Below are 14,513 nucleotides of genomic sequence, written 5' to 3' on the forward strand. Positions count from 1 at the left end.
AATCATGCTCCTTGGGCATGGGACGAGGTCTCTGCGGCCGGGCTCGGAGGAAGCTCGGAAACAGGCTTCTCGGGCTTCGCTTCGGTGGCCGGTTCGGCGGCGGAGGGCCCGCCCCTGCGTGCGCGCCACGCATTGCGCAGCATTTCGTGCCACCGCGGGCGCTTACGCGGCGGAACATGGTCCACACCGCCCAGCGACCACGGATTGCACCGGAGGATGCGCCAGGCGGTCAGTGCCGTTCCCTTGACCGCACCGTGCCGGTCGATGGCCGTGTAGCCGTAGTGGGAGCACGACGGGTAGTACTTGCACACCGGCCCCAGCAATGGACTGATCGTCCACTGGTACAGCTTGATCAGAGCCAGCAGCGGGTACTTCATCGCGCGCCCCCTCCCAGCAGCCGCTGTAGGGCGGCGTCCAGGTCTCGGACCAGCTGTGCGTGGTCTGCGTCGCCCGCTCCGGGCAGCGCTCGTACGACTACCAGGCTACCGGGGGGGAACAGGGCGACTCGGTCACGCATCAGATGGCGCAGTCTGCGCTTCACTGTGTTGCGCACGACCGCGCCACCCACGGCCTTGCTCACGACGAAACCCGCACGCGTCGGGGGAGCGCTCTCCCCAGGCGCGTGCGGGTCCGTGGCACCGCTTCGAAGGTGGACGACGAGGGTCGGGCGTCCGGCCCGACGACCTCGTCGTACCGCGGTCGCGAAGTCCTCGCGCCGCCTCAGCCGGTTCTCGGTGGGCAGCACGACGTCATGACCTGATCGGGATCAGGCGGACAGGCGGGCGCGACCCTTGCTACGGCGGGACGCGAGGATCGCGCGGCCGGCACGGGTGCGCATACGCAGCCGGAAGCCGTGGGTCTTCGCGCGACGACGGTTGTTCGGCTGGAAGGTGCGCTTGCTCACTCGGGGGCTCCAGAAAAGAATCGGTAGTGGCGGGGTGCCGTCCTGGCTGTCACCGTGCGCCCACGAGTAGCTCGCGTCACGCCCGAGTGCACCGCTTCCCGATCACCTGACGTGATCTGTGCCCATCGGAGGCAGGCGGCAGCAGCCATCGACAACTCGACCTGGTTACGGTACGCGGGGCTGCGCCATCCGGTCAAACCGAGGGGCGCCGGGGGACACTGTCCACAGGCTGGGGACAACAACTTGAACCGTACCCGCCGCGCTGACTACCGTGGCTGGACTCCGATTCGTTCCCTTGTCCCCACCCGAGCGGGATCGCCCCCCGCCCACCACCCGGATTCCGTCCCGACCCGTCCGCGAACCACACGTTCGTGGGACCTGTGAGAGAGCGTGCCCTGTGGCTGACGTACCTGCCGATCTTGCCGCAGTGTGGCCACGAGTACTGGAGCAGCTCCTCGGAGAGGGCCGCGGACAGGGTGTGGAGGCGAAGGACGAGCACTGGATCCGGCGCTGCCAGCCGCTCGCGCTGGTCGCGGACACGGCCCTGCTGGCCGTACCGAACGAATTCGCGAAGGGTGTGCTGGAAGGCCGCCTGGCACCGATCGTCAGCGAGACGCTGAGCCGGGAGTGCGGCCGCCCCATCCGGATCGCGATCACCGTGGACGACTCGGCGGGCGAGCCGCCGGCGCCCGCGGCACCCCCCGCGCAGCAGACGCCGAAGCCGCGCTACGAGGAGCCGGAACTTCCCGCGGGACCCTACGAGGGCTACGGCCGCCACCGCGGCGACCGCCCGGCCGGCGACCCGCGCGCCGAGCAGCTGCCGCCCGCCCGCCCGGACCAGCTCCCCACCGCCCGCCCGGCCTATCCGTCCGAGTACCAGCGCCCCGAGCCCGGCGCCTGGCCGCGCCCCGGGCAGGACGATTACGGCTGGCAGCAGCCCCGGCTCGGCTTCCCCGAGCGCGATCCGTACGCCTCGCCGTCGTCCCAGGACGGCTACGGCTCCGGCGGGGACGCGTACGGCTCGCCGTCCCAGGACTACCGCCCGCAGGGCAGGGACCGGTCGCCGTACGAGCAGCAGCGCGGCGACTACGACGGCCCGCGCGCGGAGTACGAGCCGTCCCGCCCGGACTACGACGCCCCGCGCGGGGACTACGACCCGTCGCGGACCGAGTACGACCAGCGCGAACCGGTCCGCCGTGAGCTGCCCGAGCCGCCGGTGCACCGCGGTGGTCCCGGCCGCCCGGACATGCCCCCGGCGGGCGCCTCCGGGCCGTCGGCCGCGCAGCCCGCGCCGGCGAGCGGCCCCGGTGAGCCGACCGCGCGGCTGAACCCGAAGTACCTGTTCGACACGTTCGTCATCGGCGCCTCCAACCGGTTCGCGCACGCCGCGGCGGTCGCGGTCGCCGAGGCTCCCGCGAAGGCCTACAACCCCCTGTTCATCTACGGGGAGTCGGGGCTCGGCAAGACGCACCTGCTGCACGCCATCGGGCACTACGCGCGCAGCCTCTACCCGGGCACGCGCGTGCGGTACGTCAGCTCGGAGGAGTTCACCAACGAGTTCATCAACTCCATCCGCGACGGCAAGGGCGACAGCTTCCGCAAGCGCTACCGGGAGATGGACATCCTGCTCGTCGACGACATCCAGTTCCTCGCGGACAAGGAGTCGACGCAGGAGGAGTTCTTCCACACCTTCAACACGCTCCACAACGCGAACAAGCAGATCGTGCTCTCCAGCGACCGGCCGCCCAAGCAGCTGGTCACGCTGGAGGACCGGCTGCGCAACCGCTTCGAGTGGGGCCTGATCACCGACGTCCAGCCGCCCGAGCTGGAGACGCGCATCGCGATCCTGCGGAAGAAGGCGGTGCAGGAGCAGCTCAACGCCCCGCCGGAGGTGCTCGAGTTCATCGCCTCCCGGATCTCGCGGAACATCCGTGAGCTGGAGGGCGCGCTGATCCGGGTGACGGCGTTCGCCTCGCTCAACCGGCAGCCGGTGGACCTGGGCCTGACGGAGATCGTCCTGAAGGACCTGATCCCCGGGGGCGAGGACTCGACGCCGGAGATCACCGCGACGGCGATCATGGCGGCGACCGCGGACTACTTCGGGCTCACGGTCGAGGACCTGTGCGGCAGCTCGCGCGGCCGTCAGCTGGTCACCGCACGGCAGATCGCGATGTACCTGTGCCGGGAGCTGACGGACCTGTCGCTGCCGAAGATCGGGGCGCAGTTCGGCGGACGGGACCACACGACGGTCATGCACGCCGATCGCAAGATCCGGGCGCTGATGGCCGAGCGGCGGTCGATCTACAACCAGGTGACCGAGCTGACCAACCGCATCAAGAACGGCTGACCCGCGGCCGGCGCCGGGCGTACGGCCGCACCGAGGCGCCTTCGGGACGGAGATCCCGGGGGCGCCTTTCGCATGCCCGTCGGCCGTTCCCTGCCCGGACACGGCTGAGCGGAGCCGGAGTCAGGAGCTGAGCGGAGCCCGGATCACGGGCCGAGCGGAGCCGGGACGCCCCGTCGGCCGCCGGCGGCACGGCTCCCGTGACTGCCCCGCCCGCCACCCGGTGTTCGATTACCTGCCTGGTTACGGCCACTCTCCACAGATTCGGTGACTTTCTTCCGTCCACATCCTGGGGACTGTGGAGTTGTCCCGAACCGTGTCCACAGGGGAGCCTTGTTCCCGGCTTCCGCCCAGCTCAGAGGCCTGTGGAATCGTGGACGAACGATCTCCACAGACTGTGGACAACGTCGGGATCCACAGCCTGTGCACGGACTTGTCCACCGGCGGCCCACAGGCTGGGGGCAGTTGTCCCCAGCGATCCCCAGCTTCTCCACAGCGCTGTCCACTGTTCGGCAACCCGGCGCACCCGCTCACCGCGTCGAGTGAAAGCCGTCACAGGAAGCTGCCGGATTGGGGTGTGGGAAACCTGGGTATTCCTGGGGACACAGCTGGGGAGAACTGCCCTCGGCCTGTGGGCGGCGTGTGCAGAACTTTCCGTTCTCCACAGACCGCCCTAGTTGTCCACCGCCTCCACCCACAGGCCCGGTGGACAAAATATCCGCGCTGAGCTGGGCAAACGTGGTTATCCACGGTATCCACAGGCCCTACTACTACTCCCGACTAGAGAGAGCTCGGCAATCGTTTCGAAGCGGGGCCTGTGCACAACTCGCCGTCTCGCGCCCGGCTGCCCCTCGGTCGGACTTGACCCCAACGGGCACCTACTGTCAGTGCCGTGCGTCAGACTGGTTCCGGTGTCCTTCCCGTCGCAGAGGGCGGTGACACCGAGTCGGAGGACTCAGCAGCAACGGCAGCATCAGGAGGCGGCTTACGGTGAAGATCCGGGTGGAACGCGACGTACTCGCGGAGGCAGTGGCGTGGGCCGCACGCAGCCTCCCGGCCCGTCCGCCGGCGCCTGTCCTCGCCGGCCTGCTGCTGAAGGCGGAGGACGGCCAGCTCAGCCTGTCCAGCTTCGACTACGAGGTCTCCGCGCGGGTCAACGTCGAGGCGGAGGTCGAGGAGGAGGGCACCGTCCTCGTCTCCGGCCGGCTGCTCGCCGACATCTCCCGCGCCCTCCCCAACCGGCCGGTGGAGATTTCCACAGACGGTGTACGAGCGACGGTGACGTGCGGCTCCTCCCGGTTCACCCTCCACACCCTGCCTGTGGAGGAGTACCCGGCCCTGCCGCAGATGCCGAACGCGACCGGCACCGTCCCCGGCGAGGTCTTCGCCGCCGCCGTCTCCCAGGTGGCCATCGCGGCCGGCCGGGACGACACGCTTCCGGTGCTCACCGGTGTGCGCATCGAGATCGAGGGCGACACGGTCACCCTGGCCTCCACCGACCGCTACCGCTTCGCGGTCCGCGAGTTCCTGTGGAAGCCGGAGAACCCGGACGCGTCCGCGGTCGCCCTGGTCCCGGCGAAGACGCTGCTGGACACCGCGAAGTCGCTGGGCGCCGGGGACAGCGTCACGCTGGCGCTGTCCGGGTCCGGCGCCGGTGAGGGCCTGATCGGTTTCGAGGGCGCCGGGCGGCGTACGACCACGCGCCTGCTCGAGGGCGACCTGCCGAAGTACCGCACGCTGTTCCCGACCGAGTTCAACTCCATCGCCGTGATCGAGACCGCGCCCTTCGTGGAGGCCGTCAAGCGTGTGGCGCTGGTCGCCGAGCGGAACACCCCGGTGCGGCTGAGCTTCGAGCAGGGCGTGCTGATCCTGGAGGCCGGGTCGAGCGACGACGCACAGGCTGTGGAAAGGGTGGACGCCCAGCTGGACGGCGATGACATCTCCATCGCGTTCAACCCGACGTTCCTGCTGGACGGTCTGAGCGCGATCGACTCGCCGGTGGCCCAGTTGTCGTTCACCACGTCCACGAAGCCGGCGCTGCTGAGCGGCAAGCCTGCGGTGGACGCGGAGGCCGACGAGGCGTACAAGTACCTGATCATGCCGGTGCGGCTCAGCGGCTGATCGTTGTCCACAGCTGTGTACGGTGCCGGGTGCCGTGAGGGCGCCCGGCACCGTGATCGGCCGGGGCGGGGGCTTCGGCCGCGCGGCCAGGGCGGCACGAGTCCGTGGACGGGCCGTTCCCGCAGGTGAGCGGCTATGCCCACAGCTGTGCATGAGCGTCCGGGTTTAGGCTCGGCTCGGCACGTCGGTGCCTCTCACGCCACACAGCGACCTAAGGACACAACTGATGGAGCTCGGTCTCGTCGGCCTCGGCAAGATGGGCGGCAACATGCGCGAGCGGATCCGCCGCGCGGGCCACACCGTCATCGGATACGACCGCAACGCGGACGTCGCGGATGTCCACAGCCTGGAAGAGCTCGTGGGCAAGCTCAAGGGCCCGCGCGTGGTCTGGGTGATGGTCCCGGCCGGAGAGCCCACCCAGTCGACCATCGACCAGCTGGCCGAGCTGCTGGAGCCCGGCGACGTGGTCGTGGACGGCGGCAACTCCCGCTGGACGGACGACGAGAGGCACGCCGAGGAGCTGGCGGCCAAGGGCATAGGCTTCGTCGACTGCGGTGTCTCCGGTGGCGTCTGGGGCCTGGAGAACGGGTACGCGCTGATGTACGGCGGCGACGCCGAGAACGTCGCCAAGGTGCAGCCGGTCTTCGACGCGCTGAAGCCGGAGGGCGACTTCGGTTCGGTGCACGCGGGCAAGGTCGGCGCGGGCCACTTCGCGAAGATGGTCCACAACGGCATCGAGTACGCCATGATGCAGGCCTACGCCGAGGGCTGGGAGCTGCTGGAGAAGGTCGACTCCGTCACGGACGTCCGTGAGGTCTTCCGCTCCTGGCAGGAGGGCACGGTCATCCGCTCCTGGCTGCTGGACCTCGCGGTGAACGCCCTGGACGAGGACGAGCACCTGGAGGGCCTGCGCGGGTACGCGCAGGACTCGGGTGAGGGACGCTGGACGGTGGAGGCCGCGATCGACAACGCGGTGCCGCTGCCGGCGATCACCGCGTCGCTGTTCGCGCGGTTCGCCTCCCGCCAGGAGGACTCGCCGCAGATGAAGATGATCGCCGCGCTGCGCAACCAGTTCGGCGGTCACGCGGTGGAGAAGAAGTAATCCACAGGGTCGTTCCCGCGATCCACAAGCCCGAGGGAGGTCGGCGGTCCCGCCATGCACGTCACGCATCTGTCGCTCGCCGACTTCCGCTCGTACGCCCGGGCCGAGGTCCCGCTCGACCCGGGCGTCACCGCCTTCGTCGGCCCCAACGGACAGGGCAAGACCAACCTGGTGGAGGCGGTCGGCTATCTGGCGACCCTCGGCAGCCACCGGGTGGCCTCCGACGCCCCGCTGGTCCGCATGGGCGCCGAGCGTGCGGTCGTGCGGGCGCAGGTCCGGCAGGGCGACCGGCAGCAGCTCATCGAGCTGGAGCTGAACCCGGGCCGGGCCAACCGCGCCCGTATCAACCGCTCCTCGCAGGTCAGGCCGCGGGACGTGCTGGGGATCGTACGGACCGTGCTGTTCGCGCCCGAGGACCTCGCGCTCGTCAAGGGCGACCCGGGTGAGCGGCGGCGGTTCCTCGACGAGCTGATCACCGCGCGGTCCCCGCGGATGGCAGGTGTGCGCTCGGACTACGAGCGGGTGCTCAAGCAGCGCAACACGCTGCTGAAGACGGCCGCGCTGGCCCGTCGGCACGGGGGGCGGTCCATGGACCTGTCCACGCTCGACGTGTGGGACCAGCACCTCGCGCGCGTGGGCGCCGAGCTGCTGGCCCAGCGGTTGGACCTCATCGCCGCGCTGCGGCCGCTCGCCGACAAGGCGTACGAGCAGCTGGCTCCCGGGGGCGGTCCGGTCGCGCTGGAGTACAAGCCGTCGGCGCCCGGCGAGGCGCACACGCGCGAGGACCTGTACGCCCAGCTGACGGCGGCCCTCGCGGAGGCGCGCAAGCAGGAGATCGAGCGGGGCGTGACCCTGGTGGGGCCGCACCGCGACGACCTGCTCCTCAAACTCGGTCAGCTGCCGGCCAAGGGCTACGCCTCGCACGGCGAGTCCTGGTCCTACGCCCTCGCGCTGCGGCTGGCCTCCTACGACCTGCTGCGCGCCGAGGGCAACGAGCCGGTGCTGATTTTGGACGACGTCTTCGCCGAGCTGGACGCCCGCCGCCGGGAGCGGCTGGCGGAGCTGGTCGCGCCGGGCGAGCAGGTGCTGGTCACCGCCGCCGTGGACGACGACGTACCCCATGTGCTGGCCGGCGCGCGGTACACGGTGGCCGGCGGGACGGTGGAGCGCGTATGAGCACCGACGGGCCGGACACCCCCGATCCCCGAAAGACGTCCGCCCGGGGCGGTGACGAGCCGTCCGGTGTCGACCTCGCGCGCGTGGCGTTGCGCGCCGCGAAGGAGCAGGCACGCGCGCGGGGGGACGCCGCGCGGCAGAAGAAGCAGGCGCGGCGGGGCGGTGGTCTGCGCTCCGGCGCGCGCGCCGACGGACGCGACCCCATGGCGCTGGGCGCGGCGATCAACCGGCTGATCACCGAGCGCGGCTGGGAGAAGCCGGCCGCGGTGGGCGGGGTGATGGGCCGCTGGCCGGAGATCGTCGGCGAGGATCTGGCCCGGCACTGTGTGCCGCAGCGGTACGACGAGGACGAGCGGGTGCTGACCGTCCAGTGCGACTCGACGGCCTGGGCGACCCAGCTGCGGGTGCTCGCCCCCGCCCTGGTGGCGCGGATCAACGAGGATCTCGGGCACGGCAGCGTGCGGATGATCAAGGTGCTCAATCCGGGCGGCCAGGCCCGCCGCTACGGTCCGCTGCGGGCCCCGGGGAGCACCGGACCCGGCGACACCTACGGGTGATGTACCTCACGTCGGGCGCCCGGTCCGGCGTGCCGTCGTAGCCCGTCCACAGGTGTGGATCACCGCTGTGGAGCGCCCCGGAACCCCCGTCGGCAGGCCTCGGATCGCCATCTGACCCGCCAGTAGTCACGGGTTGACGGCTCGAAGCGCTGAGTGCCGCTGTGAGCCCCTTGGAGCCCCCTTCCGTATATCGGTACCCGGCACGGACCGGTTGAGGGCGGCACATGGGAGCTCAGGTGCCCGCAAACCCCCATCGATGTCAGTGCTACCGGTAGACTGGAAGACAATCCCGCCCCAACGTGGGGACCGCCCGGGAAAAGCTGAGCAACGCTGATCAAGGCTTACCAACGCAACATGCCGCAGCCGCTCCGGCAACCTGCCGACGAGCCCGGCTCGTGCTGTGCCAGAAAGGGCGCTTCGTGGCCGATTCCGGCAACCCCAACGAGAACATCCCGTCCACCGACGCCGGCGTGAACGCCGAGGCCACGGAGTCCACCGCGGCCTCCGCGTCCTACGACGCCAGCGCCATCACCGTGCTCGAAGGGCTGGACGCGGTCCGCAAGCGGCCCGGCATGTACATCGGCTCCACGGGCGAGCGCGGACTGCACCACCTCGTGTACGAGGTCGTCGACAACTCGGTCGACGAGGCGCTGGCCGGTTACGCGGACACCATCGACGTGACGATCCTCGCCGACGGCGGCGTGCGCGTCGTCGACAACGGCCGTGGCATCCCGGTGGGCATCGTGCCCTCCGAGGGCAAGCCGGCCGTCGAGGTCGTGCTGACCGTGCTGCACGCGGGCGGCAAGTTCGGCGGCGGCGGGTACGCCGTCTCCGGCGGTCTGCACGGTGTCGGTGTGTCCGTCGTGAACGCGCTGTCCACCAAGGTCGCCGTCGAGGTCAGGACCGACGGGCACCGCTGGACGCAGGACTACAAGATGGGCGTCCCGACGGCGCCGCTGGTCAAGCACGAGGCGACGGAGGAGACCGGTACGTCGGTCACCTTCTGGGCCGACCCGGAGATCTTCGAGACCACCGAGTACTCCTTCGAGACGCTGTCCCGGCGCTTCCAGGAGATGGCGTTCCTCAACAAGGGCCTGACGATCCGGCTCACCGACGAGCGTGAGTCGGCGAAGGCCACGAGCGGCGCGGACGAGGCGGGTGCGGACGAGAAGGCCGAGGTCAAGACCGTCACGTACCACTACGAGGGCGGCATCGTCGACTTCGTGAAGTACCTCAACTCCCGCAAGGGGGACGCGGTCCACCCGACGGTCGTCTCGCTGGAGGCCGAGGACAGGGACAAGAGCCTGTCCCTCGAGGTCGCCATGCAGTGGAACAGCGGCTACACCGAGGGCGTGTACTCCTTCGCGAACATCATCCACACCCACGAGGGCGGTACGCACGAGGAGGGCTTCCGCGCGGCCCTCACCAGCCTGATCAACAAGTACGCGCGCGACAAGAAGCTGCTGCGCGAGAAGGACGACAACCTCACCGGTGACGACATCCGCGAGGGTCTGACCGCGATCATCTCGGTCAAGCTGAGCGAGCCGCAGTTCGAGGGCCAGACGAAGACCAAGCTGGGCAACACGGAGGCGAAGACCTTCGTGCAGAAGGCGGTCTACGAGCACCTCAACGACTGGCTGGACCGCAACCCGGTCGAGGCGGCGGACATCATCCGCAAGGGCATCCAGGCGGCCACCGCGCGCGTGGCGGCCCGCAAGGCCCGGGACCTGACCCGCCGCAAGGGTCTGCTGGAGTCGGCGTCGCTGCCGGGCAAGCTGGCCGACTGCCAGTCCAACGACCCGGCCAAGTGCGAGATCTTCATCGTCGAGGGTGACTCCGCCGGCGGCTCGGCCAAGTCCGGCCGGAACCCGCAGTACCAGGCGATCCTCCCGATCCGCGGCAAGATCCTGAACGTGGAGAAGGCGCGGATCGACAAGATCCTGCAGAACCAGGAGATCCAGGCGCTGATCTCGGCCTTCGGCACGGGTGTGCACGAGGACTTCGACATCGAGAAGCTGCGCTACCACAAGATCATCCTGATGGCGGACGCCGACGTCGACGGCCAGCACATCAGCACCCTGCTGCTGACCTTCCTGTTCCGCTTCATGCGGCCGCTGGTCGAGGCCGGGCACGTGTACCTGTCCCGCCCCCCGCTGTACAAGATCAAGTGGGGCCGGGACGACGTGGAGTACGCCTACTCGGACCGCGAGCGCGACGCGCTGATCGAGATGGGCCGCCAGCGTGGCAAGCGTGTCCGCGAGGACTCGATCCAGCGCTTCAAGGGCCTCGGCGAGATGAACGCCGAGGAGCTGCGCGTGACCACCATGGACCAGGAGCACCGGGTCCTCGGCCAGGTCACCCTGGACGACGCCGCCCAGGCCGACGACCTGTTCTCGGTCCTCATGGGCGAGGACGTCGAGGCCCGTCGCCAGTTCATCCAGCGCAACGCCAAGGACGTCCGCTTCCTCGACATCTGAGTCGGTCTCAGCTGACCGCACCAGGAAGGATCCTCACCAGCAATGGCCGACGAGAACACTCCCGTCACCCCCGAAGAGGGCGGCGAACTCGTGATGCGTGTCGAGCCCGTCGGGCTCGAGACGGAGATGCAGCGCTCGTACCTGGACTACGCGATGTCCGTCATCGTGTCCCGTGCGCTGCCCGACGTCCGGGACGGCCTCAAGCCCGTCCACCGCCGTGTGCTGTACGCGATGTACGACGGCGGCTACCGCCCCGAGCGCGGCTTCTACAAGTGCGCCCGTGTCGTCGGCGACGTCATGGGCAACTACCACCCGCACGGCGACTCCTCCATCTACGACGCCCTGGTGCGCCTCGCCCAGCCGTGGTCGATGCGGATGCCGCTGGTGGACTCCAACGGCAACTTCGGCTCGCCGGGCAACGACCCGGCGGCGGCCATGCGCTACACCGAGTGCAAGATGGCGCCGCTGTCGATGGAGATGGTCCGGGACATCGACGAGGAGACCGTCGACTTCACGGACAACTACGACGGCCGCTCCCAGGAGCCGACCGTCCTGCCGGCCCGCTTCCCGAACCTGCTGATCAACGGCTCGGCCGGTATCGCGGTCGGCATGGCGACCAACATCCCGCCGCACAACCTGCGCGAGGTCGCGGCCGGCGCCCAGTGGTACCTGGAGAACCCGGACGTCTCGCACGAGGAGCTGCTGGACGCGCTCATGGAGCGCATCAAGGGCCCCGACTTCCCGACCGGCGCCCTGGTGGTGGGCCGCAAGGGCATCGAGGAGGCGTACCGCACCGGCCGCGGCTCCATCACGATGCGTGCGGTGGTCGAGGTCGAGGAGATCCAGGGCCGGCAGTGCCTGGTGGTCACCGAGCTGCCGTACCAGGTGAACCCGGACAACCTGGCGCAGAAGATCGCCGACCTGGTCAAGGACGGCAAGATCGGCGGCATCGCGGACGTCCGCGACGAGACGTCGTCCCGTACGGGTCAGCGCCTGGTGATCGTCCTGAAGCGGGACGCGGTCGCCAAGGTCGTGCTGAACAACCTGTACAAGCACACCGACCTGCAGACGAACTTCGGCGCCAACATGCTGGCGCTGGTCGACGGCGTGCCGCGCACCCTGTCGCTGGACGCGTTCATCCGCCACTGGGTGACGCACCAGATCGAGGTCGTCGTCCGCCGCACCCGGTTCCGGCTGCGCAAGGCCGAGGAGCGCGCGCACATCCTGCGCGGTCTGCTGAAGGCCCTGGACGCCATCGACGAGGTCATCGCGCTGATCCGGCGCAGTGAGACCGTCGAGATCGCGCGCAGCGGCCTGATGGGCCTGCTGGAGATCGACGAGATCCAGGCGAACGCGATCCTGGAGATGCAGCTGCGCCGGCTGGCGGCCCTGGAGCGGCAGAAGATCGTCCAGGAGCACGACGAACTCCAGGCGAAGATCAACGAGTACAACCAGATCCTCGCCTCGCCGGTGCGCCAGCGCGGGATCGTCAGCGAGGAGCTGGCCGCGATCGTCGAGAAGTACGGCGACGACCGGCAGACCAAGCTGATCCCGTACGAGGGCGACATGTCCATCGAGGACCTGATCGCCGAGGAGGACATCGTCGTCACCGTCACGCGCGGCGGCTACGTCAAGCGGACGAAGACGGACGACTACCGGGCGCAGAGGCGCGGCGGCAAGGGCGTGCGGGGCACGAAGCTGAAGGAAGACGACATCGTCGACCACTTCTTCGTCTCCACCACGCACCACTGGCTGCTGTTCTTCACCAACAAGGGCCGGGTCTACCGTGCGAAGGCGTACGAGCTGCCCGAGGCCGGCCGGGACGCGCGCGGCCAGCACGTGGCGAACCTGCTCGCCTTCCAGCCGGACGAGGCGATCGCGGAGATCCTGGCCATCCGTGACTACGAGGCGGCGCCGTACCTGGTGCTGGCCACCAAGTCCGGCTTGGTCAAGAAGACGCCACTGAAGGATTACGATTCGCCTCGCTCCGGTGGTGTCATCGCCATCAACCTGCGCGAACGCGAGGACGGTTCGGACGACGAGCTGATCGGCGCCGAGCTGGTCTCGGCGGACGACGACCTGCTGCTGATCAGCAAGAAGGCGCAGTCGATCCGGTTCACCGCCTCGGACGACTCCCTGCGCCCGATGGGCCGCGCCACCTCCGGCGTCAAGGGAATGAGTTTCCGGGAGGGCGACGAGCTTCTCTCGATGAATGTGGTGCGACCCGGTACGTTCGTGTTCACTGCCACCGACGGTGGGTACGCGAAGCGGACCGCCGTCGACGAGTACCGCGTCCAGGGCCGCGGCGGCCTCGGCATCAAGGCCGCCAAGATCGTGGAGGACCGTGGGTCGCTCGTCGGCGCGCTGATCGTCGAGGAGAACGACGAAATCCTCGCGATCACCCTGTCCGGCGGTGTGATTCGCACGCGAGTCAGCGAGGTCAGGGAGACGGGCCGTGACACCATGGGCGTCCAACTGATCAATCTGGGCAAGCGCGATGCCGTCGTCGGTATCGCACGTAACGCCGAAGCGGGACGCGAGGCGGAGGAAGTCGACGGCGACGTGGCCGTGGACGAGACCGCCGAGGGTGCCGCGACCACCGGCACGGACGAGGGTGAGGCACCCTCGGCCGAGTAGCACGAGGAGTGAGTCAGCGTGAGCGGAGCCACGGGCGCCGGATCGGCCGGTACCTCCACGGGTACGGAAACGGACGGCGGCGGCCGTGGCTCCGCCGCGAACGGACTGCCGGCGGGGAGTGCGCCCGCCGGTGGTGCGCATGACCCGCAGACGACGAACCTGAAGCCGGTGAAGGTGTCCGAGACGGACTCTTCCCGTACGTCTGGATCCCAGGGGGGAACGGTGACGGACACCCGAGGCCCGGCCGCGTCCGGCGAGGCGCGGGCGGCGTCGCCGCTGCCCGGGGAGCGGCGCCAGGAGCAGGCCGACGGGCCCTACCACCCGCCGCAGGCCTACCCGGCGCAGGCGCCCGCCGGCGCGACGCGCAAGCCGCGCACGGGAGTGCGGACGGCCCCCAGGACCCGCAAGGCGCGGCTGCGGGTGGCCAAGGCCGACCCGTGGTCGGTGATGAAGGTCAGCTTCCTGCTCTCCATCGCGCTCGGCATCTGCACGGTCGTCGCCTCGGCGGTGCTGTGGATGGTCATGGACGCGATGGGCGTGTTCTCGACGGTCGGCGGCACGATCTCCGAGGCGACCGGTTCCAGCGAGGCGAACGGCTTCGACCTCCAGGCGTTCCTGTCGCTCCCCCACGTCCTGACGTTCGCGGCGATCATCGCGGTCATCGACGTGGTCCTGGCCACGGCGCTCGCGACGCTCGGCGCGTTCATCTACAACCTCTCCGCCGGCTTCGTGGGCGGTATCGAGCTGACGCTGGCGGAGGACGAGTGACCCGCGGACCAGCGGCGTTCTGACGGTCCCCCGACAACCGATTTTGGGACTGGCACGGTCGTGCGCTAATCTTCAGGAGTCAGCGCGCGGGACACACACCGCAGAGCGCGGCGGGGCTATAGCTCAGTTGGTTAGAGCGCATCCCTGATAAGGATGAGGCCACAGGTTCAAATCCTGTTAGCCCCACCAGCACGAAGACCCCCGGTCCGGCAGGACCGGGGGTCTTTTGTGTTGCTCATACCAGTATGAGTGCGAAGACGATGATGAAAAGAACCACTATGCCCAGGACCACCCAGACGCCCTTGCCGCCCCGGGACGGGCTCGGGAGCGCTCCCTCCCTGGGACGGTCCTCGGGGAGCGTCGAGCCTTCGGGATGGTTTCGCTTGTAGAACTCGTCGTCGGTCATGTGCACCGCCTCCTCCGGTGT

The 14,513-nt window shown here is 69.6% G+C and carries 12 protein-coding genes and 1 tRNA gene; 9 read left to right on the forward strand and 4 right to left on the reverse strand.

What is annotated here, in order from left to right; genetic code table 11:
- Positions 1–2: 2 nt before the first annotated feature.
- From yidD to rpmH, 3 genes are read right to left on the reverse strand one after another with little or no spacing between them, the layout of a single operon-like run.
- Entirely contained in the window at positions 3–377 is a 375-nt protein-coding gene (gene yidD, locus AB0946_RS08990; protein ID WP_366759905.1) for a membrane protein insertion efficiency factor YidD, read from the reverse strand.
- Entirely contained in the window at positions 374–745 is a 372-nt protein-coding gene (gene rnpA / locus AB0946_RS08995; RefSeq protein WP_366759906.1) for a ribonuclease P protein component, read from the reverse strand. The genes yidD and rnpA overlap by 4 nt, the downstream gene beginning before the upstream one ends.
- Positions 746–766: 21 nt before the next feature.
- The gene (gene rpmH / locus AB0946_RS09000; RefSeq protein ID WP_003956500.1) at positions 767–904 is read right to left on the reverse strand and encodes a 50S ribosomal protein L34; all 138 of its coding nucleotides are present in this window, start codon (positions 902–904) and stop codon (positions 767–769) included.
- A 397-nt stretch (positions 905–1,301) separates the two neighbouring features.
- Between rpmH and dnaA the strand changes: the two genes are divergently transcribed.
- The 9 genes from dnaA (at position 1,302) to AB0946_RS09045 (ending at position 14,275) form a co-directional block, all read left to right on the forward strand.
- Positions 1,302–3,251 (forward strand): chromosomal replication initiator protein DnaA, encoded by a 1,950-nt coding sequence (gene dnaA, locus AB0946_RS09005; protein WP_366759907.1) that lies wholly within the window; start codon positions 1,302–1,304, stop codon positions 3,249–3,251.
- Between the two features lie 987 nt (positions 3,252–4,238).
- The gene (gene dnaN / locus AB0946_RS09010) at positions 4,239–5,369 is read left to right on the forward strand and encodes a DNA polymerase III subunit beta (protein WP_171154693.1); all 1,131 of its coding nucleotides are present in this window, start codon (positions 4,239–4,241) and stop codon (positions 5,367–5,369) included.
- Between the two features lie 226 nt (positions 5,370–5,595).
- Positions 5,596–6,471 carry a phosphogluconate dehydrogenase (NAD(+)-dependent, decarboxylating) gene (gnd, locus tag AB0946_RS09015; protein ID WP_366759908.1) on the forward strand — a complete coding sequence of 292 codons (876 nt, stop codon included), beginning with the start codon at positions 5,596–5,598 and terminating at the stop codon, positions 6,469–6,471.
- A 54-nt stretch (positions 6,472–6,525) separates the two neighbouring features.
- Positions 6,526–7,647, forward strand: a complete 1,122-nt coding sequence (recF, locus tag AB0946_RS09020) for a DNA replication/repair protein RecF (RefSeq protein ID WP_366759909.1) — start codon at positions 6,526–6,528, stop codon at positions 7,645–7,647.
- Positions 7,644–8,204 carry a DciA family protein gene (locus AB0946_RS09025; protein ID WP_366759910.1) on the forward strand — a complete coding sequence of 187 codons (561 nt, stop codon included), beginning with the start codon at positions 7,644–7,646 and terminating at the stop codon, positions 8,202–8,204. Before recF ends, AB0946_RS09025 begins: the two co-directional genes overlap by 4 nt.
- A 395-nt stretch (positions 8,205–8,599) precedes the next feature.
- Positions 8,600–10,681 carry a DNA topoisomerase (ATP-hydrolyzing) subunit B gene (gene gyrB, locus AB0946_RS09030; RefSeq protein WP_366759911.1) on the forward strand — a complete coding sequence of 694 codons (2,082 nt, stop codon included), beginning with the start codon at positions 8,600–8,602 and terminating at the stop codon, positions 10,679–10,681.
- 42 nt (positions 10,682–10,723) lie between these two features.
- A complete protein-coding gene (gene gyrA / locus AB0946_RS09035; protein ID WP_366759912.1) occupies positions 10,724–13,318 on the forward strand; it encodes a DNA gyrase subunit A in 2,595 nt (864 codons plus the stop codon).
- An 18-nt stretch (positions 13,319–13,336) separates the two neighbouring features.
- Complete coding sequence (locus AB0946_RS09040) at positions 13,337–14,086, forward strand: DUF3566 domain-containing protein (RefSeq protein ID WP_366759913.1); 750 nt, start codon at positions 13,337–13,339, stop codon at positions 14,084–14,086.
- A gap of 112 nt (positions 14,087–14,198) precedes the next feature.
- Positions 14,199–14,275: transfer RNA gene (locus AB0946_RS09045), tRNA-Ile, on the forward strand.
- 46 nt (positions 14,276–14,321) lie between these two features.
- On the opposite strand, the gene AB0946_RS09050 is transcribed toward AB0946_RS09045, so the two are convergent.
- On the reverse strand, positions 14,322–14,492 hold the full coding sequence (locus tag AB0946_RS09050; RefSeq protein WP_366759914.1) for a hypothetical protein: 171 nt from the start codon (positions 14,490–14,492) through the stop codon (positions 14,322–14,324).
- Positions 14,493–14,513 lie beyond the last annotated feature (21 nt).

Origin of the sequence: Streptomyces sp. NPDC046870, from assembly GCF_040704595.1 — a bacterium.
GTDB classification, from domain to species: Bacteria; Actinomycetota; Actinomycetes; order Streptomycetales; family Streptomycetaceae; genus Streptomyces; species Streptomyces argyrophylli.